This window comes from Streptomyces luteoverticillatus, assembly GCF_003970715.1.
GTDB classification, from domain to species: Bacteria; Actinomycetota; Actinomycetes; order Streptomycetales; family Streptomycetaceae; genus Streptomyces; species Streptomyces abikoensis.
Map to the genome: position 1 here is coordinate 4677745 of NZ_CP034587.1, position 17211 is coordinate 4694955.

A 17211-nucleotide genomic window follows, 5' to 3' on the forward strand; every position below is an offset into this window, starting at 1 on the left:
TCAGCCCAGTAGGGGCCTGATCTGCTCGGTGAAGACGGTCCGCCGTTGTTCCGCCGTGAGGTGGCAGGCCGCCCCGCGGCCCGCCGGCGCCTCCGGGCGTTCCGCTTCGCACCGGTCGCCCCCGACGAGGGAGGTGTACGCGCAGCGCGGCTGGAACGGGCAGCCCGGCGGTGGCGCCAGCAGGCTCGGCGGGGTGCCGGGGATGGGGGTGAGCGGCGCCTCCACGTCCGAGGTGAGGCGCGGCATCGAGCCCAACAGGCCCCAGGTGTAGGGGTGGTAGGGCTCGCGGAGCACCTCGCGGACCGGGCCGCGCTCGACGACCCGGCCCGCGTACATCACCAGCAGATCGTCGACGGCGTTGGCGACGACGCCCAGGTCGTGGGTGATGAGGACGATCGACGAACCGGACTGCCGCTGGAGGTCCCCCAGCAGATCGAGGATCTGCGCCTGGACGGTGACGTCGAGGGCCGTGGTCGGCTCGTCGGCGATCAGCAGCTCGGGGTCGCAGACCAGGGACATGGCGATCATCGCGCGCTGCCGCATGCCGCCGGAGAACTGGTGGGGGTAGTCGTCCACGCGAAGCGCGGCGTTGGGGATGCCGACCTTCTCCAGCATCTCGACCGCGCGCAGGCGCGCGTCGCGGCGGGAGGCGCCGGTGTGCTTGCGGAAGGGCTCGGCGATCTGCCGGCCGACGGTGTAGTAGGGCGAGAGGGCGGTCAGCGAGTCCTGGAAGATCATGGCGACCTTGTCGCCGCGGAGCTTCTCCAGGACGGGCTCGGGGGCGGTGGTCATCTCCTGGCCGTCCAGGAGGATCTCGCCCTCGATCGCGGTGTTGCGCGGGTCGTGGAGCCCCAGCACGGCGAGGCCGGTGACGGACTTGCCGGAGCCGGACTCGCCGACGACGCCGAGGGTGCGGCCGCGGTGGAGGTCGAGGGAGAGGTCGTCCACGGCGTGGACGGTGCCGTCTTCTGTGGCGAAGCGGACGCGGAGGCTTCGCACGGAGAGGAAGGGGGTGGTCATGGGGCTCCTGACGGCGGGCGGTCTGCGGCTGTGCGGGGCGCCTGCGGCGAGCTGGACGGCGGCAGTTGCCGGGGGTGTGCCCGGGGGGAGCGGCCCGCAGGGCTCGTGGTCATGCCAGCCGTACCCTCGGGTCGATGAAGGCGTACGCCGCGTCGACGACGATGTTGGCGATGACGATCGCCGTGCAGCCGACGAGCATCACGGCCATCAGCGTCGGCAGGTCCGTCTCGCTGACGGAGGACACCGCGAGCCGCCCCAGCCCGTGGAGGCTGAACGTGAACTCCGTGATGATCGCCCCGCCGAAGAGCGAGCCCAGGTCGATGCCGAAGATGGTGACGATCGGCGCCATCGCCCCGCGCCACGCGTAGCGGAAGAAGACCGTGCGTCTGCCGAGGCCCTTGGCGCGCGCGGTGCGCACATGGTCCTCGGCGAGCTGCTCGATCATCTGGGAGCGGGTCATCCGGCTGTAGTTGGCGATGAAGATGATGGAGAGCACCAGCCAGGGGATGATCATGCCCGTGAACCACTTCACCGGGTTCTCGGTGATCGGGTAGTAGGCGGGGTTGTCCATCCAGTGGAGGCCGCTGACCAGGACGGCCAGCGCGATGACGCCCACGAAGTAGATCTGCAGGGCGTTGCCGAGGAGGGACAGGGAGCTGACGGCCTTGTCGACCCAGGTGCCCCGGAAGGCGGCGGCGAGCATGCCGATGCCGACCCCGACGGTCAGGAAGACGGCCGCGCCGCCGAGGGTGATGGAGAGCGTGGTGGGGAAGCGGTCGACGATCGTGCCCCAGACCGGCTGCTGGTTGGAGAAGGAGTAGCCGAAGCAGGGGGCCGGGCAGTGGCCGACGGTGAGGTCGCGGCCGGCGAAGAGGCCCACCATGTAGTGCCAGTACTGGACGGGCACGGGCTGGTCGAGGCCCAGGTTCTTGTTGATGACCGCGAGGGAGTCGGCGGTGCAGTTCTTGCCGCAGGACATCAGGGCGGGCTCGGAGGGCAGCGCGAAGAAGAGGAAGAACGTGATCGCGCTGATCAGCAGGATGATGACGATAGCGCCGAGGGTCCGGCGGGCGAGGAATCTCAGCACGAGCTCACCGCTTCAGGAACACGCCGGTCGGGTCCACGGTCCCGTACACCGGGTGGTACTTGATCCCGCCGAGGTTCGAACCCCACAGCGAGAACTGGTTGTTGTAGAAGGTCGGCACGCCCGGCACGTCCTCGGTGAGGATCTTGTCGGCGAGCTTCTGCCACGCGGGGGCCGCCTGCTTGACGTCGGGCAGGGCGCTGATGCGGTCGATCTCCGTGTTCACCTTGGGGTCGTTGAGGTGGCCGTAGTTCTGGGCGCCGTCGGCGATCTGCCGGCCGTCGAAGAGCGGCGGGACGACGGTCGAGGAGACGGGCCAGTCCGCGCCCCAGGAGGTGCGGTAGAGGTCGTAGTCGTTCTTCACCTTCGCGATCTCGGTGCGCCAGACGTTGGAGTCGATCTCCTTGCGCTGCACCTTGAAGCCCGCCCGCTCCAGGGCCTGGACGACCACGACCTGGACCTTCTGCTGGACGTCGGTGTTGGCGTAGGCGTAGACGACCTCCTGGCCGAGCTTTCCGGCCTCCTTCAGCAGCTCCTTCGCCTTGTCCGGGTCGCCCGCGGGCTTGGCCTTCTTCCCGAAGGGGTCGGTCGGCTGGAAGCCGTCCATGGCGGGGGAGAGGAAGTTGGTGGCGATCACCCCGGCGGTCGCCCCGCCGTTCTGCTGGAGGATCTGCCCGTTGGGCATGGCGTAGGCGAGGGCCTTGCGGACCCGTACGTCCTTGAGGCGGTCGGTGTTGAAGCTGATGTAGTCGACGTAGGGCTGGATCTCCAGCAGCCGGCGGTTCTTGGTGTCGGCCTGGGCGAGGACCTTCTCCGTCATCTCCGGGGCGACGGCGTTGCTGAACGACATGACGTTCTTGTCGTCGCCCTGGTCGGCCAGGAAGCGCCGGGTCGAGTCGGCGTACTGGTGGCCGAAACTGATCTGGAAGCGGTCCGCGTACTGGTGGCGGATGGGGTCCGTCTTCGGGTCCCAGTGCTCGTTGCGCACGAGCGTGAGGGATTTGCCGACCTTGTAGTCGCCGACCTTGTACGGGCCGGAGGAGAAGGGCGCGTTGTCGTACTTCTGCTGGGTGTCCTTCTCGGCCTTCACCGGGCCGATGTTGGGCATGGCGGTGGCGAAGGGGGTGTCGGCGTGCGGTGTCCGGAAGTGGAAGACCACCGTCTTGTCGTCCGGGGTGTCCAGGACGGACGCCGGGAGGTGCTGCCCCTTGTAGGGGCCGTCGGGCAGCGCCTTGCGGAAGTCGTTGCCGTCGCCGGAGAGCCATTGCGGGATGTAGAGGGGCCCGTCCGTCTCGAAGGAGGCGTAGAGCCGCTCGACGCCCCAGCGGATGTCCTGGGCGGTGATCGGCGAGCCGTCCTCGAACTTCAGCCCGTCCTTGAGGGTGAACTTCCAGGTGCGGCCGCCGTCCGAGGCCGTGCCCGCGTCGGTGGCCAGGTCGCCGACGACCTTGACCCGGCCCTTGTCGTCCGTCTTGTAGGAGGTCAGGGTGCGGTTGTAGAGCATCTGGTTGGTGAGGACGTCGGCGTAGTAGATCTGGCCCGGGTCCAGGTGGTTGAAGGCGTCGCGCTGGAGGACGCCGACCGTGCCGCCCTTCTTCGCGCCCGCGACCGCCGGGGCGGGGCCGGTGGAGTCGGCCTTGGTGCCGATGGAGTAGTTGGCGGACCTGGTCTTGTCCTCGCCCGGCCCCTGGCTCTTGTCACCGTCCCCGCTGCCGCCACCGCCGCCGCTGCTGCACGCGGAGAGCACCACGGCGCCCGCCGCCACGGCGACCGCGGAAAGCCGCGCTCTGGACCTGAGGGACCTTGGCATACGAGTCATGGATCGCTGCACCTGCCTGTTCGCCGGACGGATCGAGACATGTCATGGCAGTGACGCGTGGCCGGTGGGCCGTCAGCGTCTGGTCCGGGGATCGAAGGCGTCCCGGACCGAGTCCCCGAGCAGATTGAAGGCGACCACGAAGACGATCATCGCGAGCCCGGGGAAGAAGATATAGGTGATGTCGCTTTCGTAGTACTTGGCGCCGTTGGCGAACATCCGGCCCCAGTCGGGCGTGGGCTCCAGGATCCCCACGCCGATGAAGGACAGCCCCGCCTCGATGGTCACGGTGGTGGGGAGCATCAGCGTCGCCTGCACCAGGATCGGCGTCCAGAGGTTGGGCAGCAGCTCCTTGGTGATGATCCGCCAGGGTGAGGCGCCGGTGACCTTCGCCGCCTCGATGAACTCCCGCTCCCGCAGGCTCAGCACCTGCCCGCGCAGCAGTCGCGCGAGCCCCATCCAGCCCAGCACCCACAGCACCAGGATCAGCGTGATCACCCGCAGATACGTCGGGGTCTCCTTGCCGGGGCTGACGAAGAGCGAGTAGACGACGGGCGTGAAGGCGACGAACGACAGCTGGGCCGGGAAGGCCAGCAGCAGGTCGATGAAGCGGCCCAGGAAGTAGTCGGTCCGGCCGCCGACGTAGCCGGCGGTCACCCCGACGACGATGCCGGTGAGCACGCACAGCACCGTGGCCGCGGCGGCGATCAGCAGCGAGGTGCGGATGCCGTAGACGAGCTGGGTGAGGACGTCGCGGCCCAGCGTCGGCTCCACGCCGAACCAGAACTCCCCGGAGATCCCGCCGTTGGGCCGGACCGGATAGCCGTACTGGTTGAGCAGCCCGGGCTCGTTGAGCCCGTAGGTCGTGGTGGGGTCCTTGCCGTAGAGCAGGGAGATCAGCGGGGCCGCCAGCGCGACCACGAAGAAGAACAGCACGATCCAGGCGGAGAGGACGCCGGTGCGGTCGCGCCGGAAGCGCCGCCACATCAGCTGTCCGGGGGAGCGGCCCACGAGCCCGGCCGTCCCGGGCGCGGCGATGGCCCCGTCGGGAGGGGCGGCCGGGGAGGGCGCCTCGGAAGGGCTCTGGGAAGGACTCGTCATCGCGCACATCCCCCGCAACTCTCGTCACCACGGCCACTCGTGGCAATCACCAACACGGGTGAGCTGAGCGGACTTTCGCAATGGGCGCGCGGTGCAGTCAAGGGGCCGGTGCACGGGATGCGGTCTTCTCCCGCATTTTGAGCGAAGGTTGTGCGGATTGAGGTCGCGGCGTGCTTGACAGCAGGTCAAGCGCGCCGCGAACGAGATCACCCCACGAGCGTCAGTTGATCTTCAACGAGCGCTTGAGGAAGTCCACTTGGAGCAGCAGCAGGTTCTCCGCCACCTGCTCCTGCGGAGTCATGTGGGTCACGCCCGACAGTGGCAGCACCTCGTGCGGACGGCCCGCCGCCAGCAGCGCCGAGGAGAGCCGCAGGGTGTGCGCGGCGACCACGTTGTCGTCCGCGAGCCCGTGGACGATCATCAGCGGACGGGTTTGCTCCGCCGGCGACGACAGACCGTCGTCGGTGACGAGGGAGTTGTGGGCGTACACCTCCGGCCGCTCCCCCGGCAGGCCCAGGTAGCGCTCGGTGTAGTGGGTGTCGTACAGCCGCCAGTCGGTGACCGGCGCGCCCGCCACCGCGGCGTGGAAGACGTCGGGGCGGCGCAGCACCGCGAGCGCCGCCAGGTAGCCGCCGTACGACCAGCCGCGGATGCCCACCCGGCCGAGGTCCAGCGGGAACTCCTCCGCCAGCGCGCGCAGCGCCTCCACCTGGTCGTCCAGGGTGACGCCCGCGAAGTCCTCGTGAATGGCCTTCTCCCAGGCCGGCGAGGTGTGCGGGGTGCCCCGGCCGTCCGCGACGACGACCGCGAAGCCCTGGTCGGCGAACCACTGCGACGTCAGGTGGGCGTTGTGGGTGGCGGCGACGCGCAGCCCGTGCGGACCGCCGTACGGGTCCATGAGCACCGGCAGCGGGCCGTCGCCCTCCCGGTAGCCGCTCGGCAGCAGCACGGCGGTGGGGATCCGGCGCGCGCCCGCCGCGACGAGGCGGGGCCGGGCGGCCAGGACCGGCGTCTCGGCGTGGGAGACCACGGAGGAGATCTGCTTGCCGTCGCGCAGCACCCGCACCTCCGTCCCCGGCCGCTCGGGGGTCGCCGTCGCCAGGACGGTCACCGCGCCCGTGCGGACCGCCGAGTGCCGGCCCCGGCCCTCCGAGACGCGCTCCACGCCCCGCTCGCCGACCCGGTACACATGGGCCTCGCCCAGTTCCGGGTCGGAGGCTCCCGCTCCGGCGGACGCGGAGATCAGGACGTCGTCCTCGCCGATGTCGAGGACCGCCAGCACGTGCAGCTCCGGTCCCGTCAGGGCCCGGTCGCCGGCCAGCAGGGCGCGGGCGCCGCTCTCGTCGGAGACCCGCAACAGCTCTCCGGAGGGCGTCCAGGCGGGCACGCCGTCGAAAAGTTCAAGCCACTTCGGATCCTCGTCCGTGCGCAGCGCACGCGTGGCCCCGGAATCCGTGTCGACGGTGAGGTACGCCTGCGTCCGCTGGTCGCGCGCCTGGACGAGCAGCAGTGGCGGCCCGTCCGCCGACCAGTGCGTCCGCGCGAGATAGGGGAAGCGCTCGCGGTCCCACTCGACGTCCGTCCGCGAACCGTCCAGGCCCAGCAGGGCGAGGGACACCTCCGCGTTGGGGGTGCCGGCCGCAGGGTAGGCGACCTCGGCGGGCGCGCTGTCCGGATTGGCCGGGTCGGCGATCCACCAGCGGCGCACGGGCGCGTCGTCCACGCGGGCCACCAGCAGCGCGTCGCTCTCCGGCGACCACCAGAAGCCGCGCGAACGGTCCATCTCCTCGGCCGCGACGAACTCCGCCAGCCCCCAGGAGACGGTCGCGCCGTCCGGCTCGGCCAGCGCCCTGTCCCGGCCGTCGCCGCCGGTCCCCACCACCCGCAGGGCGCCGTCCGCGACATACGCCACGTAGCGCCCGTCGGGGGACGGCCGGGGGTCGCTCACCGGGCCCGGCACGTCCAGTTCCCGGGCCGTGCCGCCGCGCAACTCGGCCACGAACAGCCGTCCGGAGAGCGCGAAAGCGGCCAACTCCACGGCGGCGTCAACCGCGTACGCCACGATGCCCGCCGCCCCCTCGCGGCTGCGCTCGCGGCGCGCCCGCTCCTCGGCGGACAGCTCCTCGTCCGCGCCGCCCAGCAGGGCGAACGGATCGGCGGCCGGGTACTCCCGGCCCTCCTCCAGATCCAGCACCCACAGGACGTTGGCCCGGTCGGTGCCCGCGCGGGAGCGCAGGAAGACGACGCGCGTGCCGTCCGGGGAGACGCTGAAGGAACGGGGCGCGCCGAGGGTGAAGCGCTGAGTACGGGCGTGCTGACGGGGAAACGAGAGCTGACCGGTCATGCGGGGGAGCCTACGGCCCTTACCACCGGGTTCACCCAAGACGGCGAGAACTCGCCGTGCGCCCCGTGTTTGCTCCTGTGCTCCGAGTCATGCACGCGCACGGAAAGTTATGATCGCTCGCGCATAGTGGGTAAGAACTCCGGTGTCCGCGTGCCCTCGGGCATTCGTATGCCATCCGCTCGAAGCCGTCCGACCGACCGCGCGTCCCTGGAGGTGAGCCGCTGTGGCACTCTCGATTTCGGCGGTGGTGCTGCTGGCGATCATCGTCATCCTGCTGGTCCGGAAATCCGGGCTGAAGACGGGCCACGCCGCGATCTGCGTGCTGCTGGGGTTCTACCTCGCCAGCTCCTCCGTGGGCCCGACCATCCACCAGTTCACGTCCAGCGTCACGGCCATGGTCAGCAACATCAAGTTCTGAGGGGCCGAACGGGCCGGGCCGGCCGGAGCGAGCGGTGGGGCGGCACACGGGTGCGGCGGTCGCGGGGGGCGCCCCGGCGGGCCGCCGTGAACCGTAGGCTGTCCCCATGACCGATCTTCCCGGCCGCCGGCTGCTCCTGGTGCACGCGCACCCGGACGACGAGTCGATCAACAATGGCGCGACCATGGCCAAGTACGCCGCCGAGGGCGCGCACGTCACGCTGGTGACCTGCACGCTCGGCGAGGAGGGCGAGGTCATCCCCCCGGCCCTGGCGCACCTCGCCGCCGACCGGGACGACACCCTCGGCGCCCACCGCGCGGGCGAACTGGCCGCCGCCATGGCCGAGCTGGGCGTCACCGACCACCTCTTCCTCGGCGGGCCCGGCCGTTACCGGGACTCCGGCATGATGGGCGCCCCGCAGAACGAGCACCCGGACTGCTTCTGGCGCGCCGACGTCGACGAGGCCGCCGCGTCCCTCGTGGAGGTGATCCGCCGGGTCCGCCCCCAGGTCCTCGTCACCTACGACGAGAACGGCGGCTACGGCCACCCCGACCACATCCAGGCGCACCGCGTCGCCATGCGTGCCGCCGAGCTCGCCGCCGAGCCGGTCTTCCGCCGCGACCTGGGCGACCCCCACAAGATCGCGAAGATCTACTGGAACTGCGTCCCGCGCTCCGTCGTCGAGGCCGGCTTCGCCCGGCTGCGCGAGGCCGGCCGGGAGGGCGACCTCTTCCCCGGCATCGCCTCCGTCGACGACGTCCCCGGCGTACTGCCCGACGAGGAGGTGACGGCGGCCGTCGACGCCTCCGCCCACGCCGGCCGGAAGGCGGCGGCGATGCGCGCCCACGCCACGCAGATCGCCGTGGACGGCCCCTTCTTCGCCCTCTCCAACGACCTGGGCCAGCCGCTCTTCCCCACCGAGTACTACCGGCTCGTCCGGGGCGAGCCCGGGGCGGCCGAGGGCGTCCGCGAGGACGACCTGTTCGCCGGGACGGGCGCGTGATGGCAGGGCCCATGGACAACAACGGACTCTTCACCGTGCCCGGCCCCGGCCGGCTCGCCGCCTATCTGGGGCTGGCCGTCCTCGGCTTCGTGACGGGCGTCGCGGGCGCCCTCGTCCAGGGCGGCTGGTTCCCCGGCGGACTGCTGCTGGCCCTCCTCGCCGTCGGCGGGCTCTGCTACGGCTCGGTGGTCGCCATGCGCGGCCGGGCGGGCGGCGCGGCGGCCGGCACGGGCTGGCTCGTCTCCGTGGTGCTCCTGGCGGCCAACCGGGCCGAGGGCGACTTCCTCTTCGAGGCGGGCCTCGGCTCGTACGCCTACCTCCTGGGCGGCATGGCTGTCGCTGTGATGTGCGCCACGGTTGCGAAAGTGCCGCAACCGGACGGCGCTTAGGCCCGACTTGGGAAGTGTCGTGATGATTTCTACCCGACTGTCATCCGGCCGGTCGGGGGAGCGATCCAGCAGTCGTCGAATACGGGCCCGTGGTCCCCAGTATGGTGGTGCGCGCCGCCGAGCCTCCCCTGGCCTCCGGCAATGGGCGACCCATAGCGAGGTCAAAAGAGGGCGGCGAAGAGTAACCGGGAGATCCTGCTTTGAGCCGTGCATCTGACAGTTCGTCCTCCGGGGCCCAGGGCCGCGGCGGTGCCGCCTACCCCTCGGGCACCACGCCCTACGGGTCCCCCCAGGGGGAGGAAGCCGCCGCACCCGGCTCCGCCGGTACGCCGGCCCCGGCCGCCAGGCCGAGCGAGCCGAAGACCGAGACCACGATGACGACGCGGATCCGCATCAACATCCCGGGCTCGCGGCCCATTCCGCCCGTCGTCATGCGGACGCCCGTCGACAGCGAGGGCGGCGCCGCGGACGCGGCCGCCGCCGGGCCGGCCGCGCCCGCCGCTCCTTCCGCGCCCTCCGCTTCCGCGCCCGCCGGGCCCCGTAAGTCGGGGTCGGGGCTGCCGACGCGCCCCAAGACGGGCAAGAAGTCGCCCGCCGCGGCGGCCGGCGCGGCCGCCGCCGCAGGCGGCGGTTCCGCTTCCGATTCCGGTTCGGGCTCGGGGACGAGCGACTGGTTCGCGCCCCGCAAGTCCTCCGGGACGACCCCGCCGCCGCCCGCCGCGGCCCGCCGTCAGCCGCCCGTGGGCGGCGCGGGCGCCGGCGCCGCCGGCCACGCGCCGCCGCTGCCGCGCCGCGGTGCGGCAGCCCGTGGCGCGTTCGGCGGCAACCAGGCCCCGGCCGCCGGCTCCGGCGGCTCCTGGCCGCAGGACCCCTCCACCACCGCCGCGATGCCCCAGCCGCCCGTCCCGGGCGCCGACGCCCCGTGGCCCGGCGACCCCGCCACGACGGGCGCGGTGCCGCAGGCCGGCGCGCCGGGTGCCGGTGCCCCGTGGCCGGGTGACGCCTCGACGACCGGTGCCGTGCCGCAGCCGCCCGTACCGGGTGCCCCCTGGCAGGGCGACGCCGCGACGACCGGCGGCACGCCCCAGGCGGGCGGCCCCACCGGCAACGGCGGCGCCCCGTGGCCGGGTGACGCCTCGACGACCGGTGGCGCCCAGCAGGGCCTCCCCACCGGCAAGGGCGCCGCACGCCGCCGCGCGGCCGCCTCCGGCGACGACTGGCCCGGCGGCGCCCCCGCGACCCCGGGCGCCATGCAGCACCCGAACGACCCCGCACCGACGGGCGGCGCCCCGTGGCCGGGTGACGCGACGACGCCGGGCGGCGCCCCGCAGCCGGGCGGCAAGGGCCACCCGGGTGGCGCCGGCGCGCCGTGGCCTGCTGACGGTTCGACGACCGGCGCCGTGCCGCAGCCCGGCGGCCCCGTCGGCAACGGCGGCGCCCCGTGGCCCGGTGACGCCCTGACGACCGGCGGCGTCCCGCAGGCGGGTGGCCCGGGTGCCGCCAATGGTGGTGCGCCGTGGCCCGGTGACGCCTCGACGCCGGGCGGTGTTCCGCAGGCGGGCGGTAAGAGCCACCCCGGTGGCCCGGGTGCCATGGGCGCCGGTGCGCCGTGGCCTGGTGACACCTCGACGCCGGGCGGCGCCCAGCAGCCCGGTGGTCCCGTCGGCAACGGCGGTGCCCCGTGGCCGGGTGACGCCGCGACGACCGGTGGCGTCCCGCAGCCCGGCGGCAAGGGCCACCCCGGTGGCCCCGGTGCCGCCAACGGCGGCGCCCCGTGGCCCGGTGACGCCCCGGCGGCCGGCGGCGGTGTTCCGCAGCCGGGTGGCAAGGGACGTCCCCGTGGCGCCAAGGGCGGCGCCGTCCCGAATGCCGGGACCACCCAGCAGATGTCCATGCCCACCGTCGGCCCCACCATCGGTGGCGTGCCCGCCGGAGGCGCCGCGTTCGCCACCGGGCGTACCGACACGCCCCGCCAGGGCGTGCCCATGGTCCCGCCGCCGGGCCCGCAGGCCGGCGCCCCGCAGGGTGGTGGCGCGCAGGCCGGCGCCCCGCAGGGCGGTGGCGCGGGCAAGGGCAAGAAGCGCGGCCCGAAGGGTTCCGCTTCCCCCTCCGCTTCCGCACCCGTCGGCGCGCCCGGCGGGCCCGTCCCGAAGCCGGCCGCCGGGCAGGGGGCGAAGGCCCCGGCGGACGCCGGTGCGCCGCGCGTCGCCGTGCCCAAGCCCAAGGGGGCCGTCCCGCCGCCGCCGGCGCCGTCCGGCACCGGTGTGCCCAAGCCGCCCGCCCCGGCGGCCAAGTCGGCGCCCAAGCCGGCGGCCAAGGCCGCGCCCAAGAAGAAGGGCCGCTCCAAGGTCGTCCTCCTGGCCGGCGGGCTCATCGGCCTGGTCGCCGCCGCCTATGCGGCGGGCCTGCTGCTCGACCACGCCGACGTGCCGAACGGCACCACCGTCCTCGGCGTCGACATCGGCGGCAAGTCCAAGGACGAGGCCGTCAAGAAGCTCGACTCGGCCCTCGGCGACCGCGCCACCGCCCCGCTGAAGCTCTCCATCGGCGGCAAGCCGGCCGCTCTCAAGCCCTCCGTGGCGGGCCTGTCCATCGACACCCAGGCCACCGTGCGCGACGCGTCCGGCCGGGACTACAACCCCGTCACCGTCCTCGGCTCGCTCATCGGCAACACCCACGCCGCCGAGCCGGCCCTGAGCGTCGACGAGGAGAAGGTCGCCGCCGCCCTCAAGTCGCTGGCCGGCGAGAGCGGCTCGGCGACGGACGGCACGATCAAGTTCGAGCCGGGCAAGGCCGTGGCCGTCTACGGGAAGCCGTACGAGGGCGTGGACGTGGACAAGTCGGTCAAGGCGATCGCCCAGGCCTACCGCGACCGCGCGGCCACGGGCCAGGACAAGCCCGTCGAGCTGACGACGTCCTCGCAGCAGCCGAAGGTGCCCAACGCCGAGGTCGACCGGATGATGCAGGACTTCGCGAAGCCCGCGATGTCCGGCCTGGTCACCGTGCAGACGGACCCGGCCCACAGCATCCAGTTCGGGCCGGAGCTCTCGCTGCCGAAGATCCTCTCCGTCAAGGAGGTGGGCGGCAAGCTCGTCGAGAGCTACGACCTGGAGGAGCTCAAGAAGCTCTACGGCAAGAAGTTCGACGGCGTCCTCATCCAGCGCGGCGATGGCACCAAGAAGCCCGTCACCCCGCAGGACGTCGCGGGCGCCCTCGGCAAGGCGCTGCGCGGCAAGACGCCCGCCGAGCGCGTCGGGACGATCATGCAGACCGGCTGAGCGAGCCCCGGCCCGTACTCACGAGCCCTCGTGCCCCCGCGGCACGGGGGCTCGTGTGCGTCCGGGCATGGCCTTGTCCATGACATCTGTCATCCCCGGTCCACGACGTCCGACACTGCCGACGGCACTCCCTGACCAGCGAAGATGTCTTCCATGACCACTACTGCAAGCGTCAACACGGGGGACGGGCGCCGCACGGGCGCCCCCGTGGTCAGCTTTGAGAACGTCAGCAAGAACTACGGCACCGTGCGCGCCGTCTCCGATCTGAGCCTCGACCTCCACCCGGGCGAGACCGTCGCCCTGCTCGGCCCCAACGGCGCCGGCAAGTCCTCGACCCTGGACCTGCTGCTGGGCCTGCGCAATCCCGACGCCGGGCGCGTCGAGATCTTCGGCACCACGCCCCAGCAGGCCATCCTCCAGGGCCGGGTGGGCGCCATGCTCCAGACCGGCGGGCTGATGGAGGAGGTGAAGGTCCGCGAGATCGTGAAGCTCGCCTGCGACCTCCACCCCAAGGCGTTCCCCGTCGACCAGGTGCTGGAGGCGGCCGACCTCACCGGCATCGCCGACCGCATGGTCAACAAGCTCTCCGGCGGCCAGGAGCAGCGCGTGCGCTTCGCCATGGCCACGGCGGGCGCCAACGACCTCATCGTGCTGGACGAGCCGACGACCGGCATGGACGTCTCGGCCCGCCAGGCGTTCTGGGGCGTGATGCGCGAGCAGACCCGCCAGGGCCGTACGGTCCTCTTCGCCACCCACTACCTCGAAGAGGCCGACGCCATCGCCGACCGCGTCATCGTGCTGCGCGGCGGCAAGCTGCTCGCCGACGGCTCGGCCGCCGAGATCAAGGCCAAGGCCGGCGCCCGCCGGATCGTCTTCGACCTCGACCAGCCGGTCGGCGAGGGCGCGCTGCGCGAGCTGCCGTTCCTCTCCTCGCTGGAGGTGTCCGGCCGCACGGTGCGCATCCAGTCCCACGACGCCGACGCCACCGTCCACGCCCTCTACGGGCTGGGCCTCTACCCGCGCAACCTCGAGGTCGCGGGCCTCGGCCTGGAGCAGGCCTTCCTCGCCATCAACGACGCCGCGACCGCCGAGGAGGCGGCCAAGTGAAGACTCTCGTCACGCTGGAAATAACGCGCACGCTGCGCAACAAGAAGTTCATGTTCTTCTCCATCCTCTACCCGGCGATGCTGTTCCTGCTCATCGCCGGTGGTGCGAGCGAGAAGGAGCTCGTCGAGGGCACGAGCCTGACGCTGCCGCTGCTGATGATGGTCTCGATGGCCTCCTTCGGCGCCATCACCGCCGTCCTCGTGGGCAACAGCGAGCGCATCGCCAAGGAGCGCGAGAAGGGCTGGGTGCGCCAGCTGCGCCTCACCGCCCTGCCCGGCCGCGGCTACGTGGCCGCCAAGGTGGCCTCGGCCGCCGTGGTCTCCCTGCCGTCCATCCTGGTCGTCTTCGCCGTCGCCGTGGCGGTCAAGAACGTCCGGCTCGACGCCTGGCAGTGGGGCGCGCTCACGGGCTCGATCTGGGCCGGCAGCATCGTCTTCGCCGCGCTCGGCGTGGCCCTGGGCTACCTGGTCTCCGGTGACGCGGTCCGGCCCGTCACGATGATCGTCTACTTCGCGCTGTCCATGCTGGGCGGCCTGTGGATGCCGACCACGACCTTCCCGGACTGGCTGCAGTCCGTCGCCAAGTGGACGCCGACCTACGCCTACGCGGCGCTCGGCCACGCCATCGAGGGGGGCGACGCGCCGCACCTGAAGGACGTCGGCCTGCTGCTGGCTTATCTTGTCGTCTTCGCCGGGTGCGCCGCCTGGCTCTACCGCAAGGACACCCGCAAGGCCTGAGCCGACGCGGGACGGTTGCCGGGACGGACGGAGGGAGAGACGGGCCGATGGCCGGACGCGAACGACGCCGGAACCCCTGGCGAGCCGTCATGGAGATCGAGGACGACCCGTCGGCCGCCGAGACCCACAACGGCATGGGCGCCCAGCCCGAGAACCGCCGCCAGATAGTGATCAAACTGCTGTGGATCTCCATCTGGTTCTTCTACCTCGCCGCCCCGGCGGAGGACGTCCTCGGCGACCACCACGCGCTGGTCGGCGACGTCCTGGGCGGCGCGGGCCTGGTGGCCTTCGTGGCCGCCTACCTGACCCTCGTCTTCCGCCACACCTCCCGGGCCCTCGACCGGCCCAAGGTGCTCGGCTGGATCGGGGTGATGCTGGGCCTGGCCCTCGTCCTGTCCCTCACCCTGGGGACGCCCTGGCTGGTGCTGTTCGTCTTCTCGAGCATCGCCTGCGGGGCGGTCTTCCCCACCAAGATCGCTCGCGCCGCCGTTCCACTGGTCACGGGGGTACTGGTGGCCGTCGGCGCGAGCATGCGGGGCCCGGTGGCCGAGTTCGTGGTGGCGCTCGTCGTCCCCGCGCTGCTCGGCGGCTTCGCGATGGTCGGGGTGCGGCAGATGGCCCTGACCACCCGTGCGCTGCGCGAGGCACGGGCGACGGTGGCCCATCTCGCCGCCAACGAGGAGCGGTTGCGGCTCGCCCGCGACCTCCACGATCTGCTCGGCCACTCGCTCTCGCTCATCACGCTCAAGAGCGAGCTGGCCGGGCGGATGCTCCCGGACCGGCCGGAGGACGCGGCCCGGCAGGTCGCCGACATCGAGCGGGTCAGCCGGCAGGCGCTCGTGGACGTCCGGGAGGCGGTGAGCGGCTTTCGCCGCCCCACCCTGGAGGCCGAGCTGGCCGGGGCCCGTACCGCCCTGGCCGCCGCCGGCGTCGCCGCCGACCTGACCCACGCCGCGACCGGCCACCCCGACCTGCCGCCCGACGAGGAGGGCGCCCTGGCCTGGGCGCTGCGCGAGGCGGTCACCAACGTCGTCCGGCACAGCGGCGCCACGCGCTGCGAGGTGACGCTCACGGAGGCGGGCGACGACATGTGCCTGACCGTCACCGACAACGGCCGGGGGCCGGGGCGCGGTTACGGTAACGGGCTGACGGGACTGAGCGAGCGGCTCGTCCTCGCCGACGGCCGGCTGGAGACCGGCACGGGCCCGCGCGGCGGGTTCCGGCTGCGGGCGTGCGTACCGCTCTCGCGGCGGGTGGCCGTCTGACCTCTACCCTGTCGCTGTGACTTCAGCACAGCCGCCCGGGAATATTCGTGTCCTCCTCGCCGAGGACCAGTCGATGGTCAGGGAGGCGCTGGCCGCGCTCCTCGGCCTGGAGGACGACATCGAGGTCGTCGCGCAGGTGGCCCGGGGTGACGAGGTCCTGGACGCGGCTCGTGCCACGGCCCTCGACGTTGCGCTGCTGGACATCGAGATGCCCGGGATGACCGGGCTCGACGCGGCGGCGCTGCTGCGGCGGGAGCTGCCGGGGCTCAAGGTCGTCATCCTGACGACGTTCGGCCGGCCCGGCTATCTGCGCCGGGCCATGGAGTCCGGCGCGGACGCGTTCCTGGTCAAGGACGCCCCGGCGGCCCAGCTGGCGGACGCGCTGCGGCGGGTGCTGCGCGGCGAGCGCGTCATCGATCCGACGCTGGCGGCGGCCGCGCTCGCGGAGGGGGCGAATCCGCTGACCGATCGCGAGCGGGCGGTTCTCACGGCGTCCGCCGATGGCTCCACCAATGCCGAGCTGGCTCGGAAGCTGCATCTTTCGCACGGGACGGTGCGGAACTATCTTTCGACGGCGATCCAGAAGACGGGGGCGCGGAACCGGGCGGAAGCGGTACGGATCGCTCGCGACAAGGGGTGGCTGTAAGGGGTGGTGCGGCCGGTGGGCCGGTTTGTGCCCACCCTCCCCCAGCTACCGCTGGGAGGTGCCCCCAGCCCTGCGGAACGATTGCCCACAAACGCTCTCAGTTCAGCATCGCCCTCGCCGCCAGCGCCTGGTGGCGGACCGATTCCGCCGCGTCCGGCTCCACCGTCGCGATGACCTCCGCGTACTCCTCCAGCTCCCGTGCCCCGCGTGCGAAGTCGCCGCGCTCGACGAGGAGCTCGGCGCGCTCGTAGCGGAGCCGGGCGGGGTGGCTGGGCAGGAGGAGGGACAGCTCGACGGCCCACAGCTGGACGTCGCTGCGCTCCGGTCGCGCCGCCGCCCAGGCGCGGATGTTGTTCAGGACGCGCAGCACGATCTCCTGGGGGGCCGCCGGGGAGAACATCGACGGCGTCAGGGGCGTACCCGTCGCCCCCGCCACCAGCAGCCCCGCGTCCTCCTCGGAGAGGACCCGGCCGCCGTCGAAGGGGTCGACGAGCACGTGCTCGCCCTGCGGGTCGCCGAGGCCGACGACGAAGTGGCCGGGGAGCGCCACCCCGTACACGGGCGCGCCCGCCCGGCGGGCCACCTCCATCCACACCACGGACAGCAGGATCGGCAGCCCGCGCCGCCGCCGCAGCACCTCGGGCAGGAGCGAGGACTCCAGCCGCCGGTAGTCCGCGGGCGTGCCGTGGAAGCCGTGGCGCTCGCCGAGGAGGGTGGCCAGGGCGTCCGCCCACAGGGCCGGTGCCGCCCGGCGGCCCAGCGCGGGCAGCGATCCCGCGAGCCGGTCGAGCTCTATCTGTGCGGCGTCGCCCGCCTTCTCGCCCGCCTCCCCGCCCGCGACGGCCTCGGCCTCCTCGGCGATCAGCAGGCACAGCAGCGCGAGGTCGGGCCGGTCGTCCCGGGCGGCCCCGGCGAAGCGGCGGCGCCGGTCGGTGGTGTCGTCGTACATGCGTGCCTCGTACCCCTCGGGGCGGTGGCGCAGCCACCGCCACTGTCCATGGTG

Annotated in this window: 14 protein-coding genes; 8 read left to right on the forward strand and 6 right to left on the reverse strand. The window is 72.8% G+C overall.

All coding sequences use genetic code 11. The annotated features are described in order from the left end of the window. The 5 genes from EKH77_RS20885 to EKH77_RS20905 form a co-directional block, all read right to left on the reverse strand. A complete protein-coding gene (locus EKH77_RS20885; RefSeq protein WP_126915858.1) occupies positions 1–1020 on the reverse strand; it encodes an ABC transporter ATP-binding protein in 1020 nt (339 codons plus the stop codon). A 109-nt stretch (positions 1021–1129) separates the two neighbouring features. Continuing rightward, positions 1130–2107: an ABC transporter permease gene (locus EKH77_RS20890; protein WP_126915859.1), complete on the reverse strand. Its 978-nt coding sequence runs from the start codon at positions 2105–2107 to the stop codon at positions 1130–1132. Positions 2108–2111: 4 nt separating this feature from the next. Continuing rightward, complete coding sequence (locus EKH77_RS20895; protein ID WP_346429067.1) at positions 2112–3869, reverse strand: ABC transporter substrate-binding protein; 1758 nt, start codon at positions 3867–3869, stop codon at positions 2112–2114. Positions 3870–3995: 126 nt separating this feature from the next. Next, positions 3996–5021 (reverse strand): ABC transporter permease, encoded by a 1026-nt coding sequence (locus EKH77_RS20900; protein ID WP_126915861.1) that lies wholly within the window; start codon positions 5019–5021, stop codon positions 3996–3998. Positions 5022–5241: 220 nt separating this feature from the next. After that, positions 5242–7365 (reverse strand): S9 family peptidase, encoded by a 2124-nt coding sequence (locus EKH77_RS20905; protein WP_126915862.1) that lies wholly within the window; start codon positions 7363–7365, stop codon positions 5242–5244. 223 nt (positions 7366–7588) lie between these two features. On the opposite strand from EKH77_RS20905, the gene EKH77_RS20910 reads away from it, so the two are divergent. The 8 genes from EKH77_RS20910 (at position 7589) to EKH77_RS20955 (ending at position 16208) form a co-directional block, all read left to right on the forward strand. Continuing rightward, positions 7589–7783, forward strand: coding sequence for a hypothetical protein (locus EKH77_RS20910; protein WP_126915863.1), 195 nt, complete (start codon positions 7589–7591; stop codon positions 7781–7783). 106 nt (positions 7784–7889) lie between these two features. After that, a complete protein-coding gene (gene mshB, locus EKH77_RS20915) occupies positions 7890–8786 on the forward strand; it encodes an N-acetyl-1-D-myo-inositol-2-amino-2-deoxy-alpha-D-glucopyranoside deacetylase (RefSeq protein ID WP_126915864.1) in 897 nt (298 codons plus the stop codon). 11 nt (positions 8787–8797) lie between these two features. After that, entirely contained in the window at positions 8798–9175 is a 378-nt protein-coding gene (locus EKH77_RS20920) for a DUF6113 family protein (protein WP_206279895.1), read from the forward strand. Between the two features lie 200 nt (positions 9176–9375). Next, positions 9376–12453: a hypothetical protein gene (locus EKH77_RS33040; RefSeq protein ID WP_164737666.1), complete on the forward strand. Its 3078-nt coding sequence runs from the start codon at positions 9376–9378 to the stop codon at positions 12451–12453. A gap of 153 nt (positions 12454–12606) precedes the next feature. Beyond that, positions 12607–13560, forward strand: a complete 954-nt coding sequence (locus EKH77_RS20940) for an ABC transporter ATP-binding protein (RefSeq protein WP_126915869.1) — start codon at positions 12607–12609, stop codon at positions 13558–13560. 50 nt (positions 13561–13610) lie between these two features. Continuing rightward, positions 13611–14297 (forward strand): ABC transporter permease, encoded by a 687-nt coding sequence (locus EKH77_RS20945; protein ID WP_397612540.1) that lies wholly within the window; start codon positions 13611–13613, stop codon positions 14295–14297. 47 nt (positions 14298–14344) lie between these two features. Further along, a complete protein-coding gene (locus tag EKH77_RS20950; protein ID WP_397612344.1) occupies positions 14345–15562 on the forward strand; it encodes a sensor histidine kinase in 1218 nt (405 codons plus the stop codon). Between the two features lie 16 nt (positions 15563–15578). After that, a complete protein-coding gene (locus tag EKH77_RS20955) occupies positions 15579–16208 on the forward strand; it encodes a response regulator transcription factor (protein ID WP_276319233.1) in 630 nt (209 codons plus the stop codon). Between the two features lie 97 nt (positions 16209–16305). On the opposite strand, the gene EKH77_RS20960 is transcribed toward EKH77_RS20955, so the two are convergent. Beyond that, a complete protein-coding gene (locus EKH77_RS20960; protein ID WP_126915871.1) occupies positions 16306–17157 on the reverse strand; it encodes a transglutaminase-like domain-containing protein in 852 nt (283 codons plus the stop codon). Between the last annotated feature and the right edge of the window lie 54 nt (positions 17158–17211).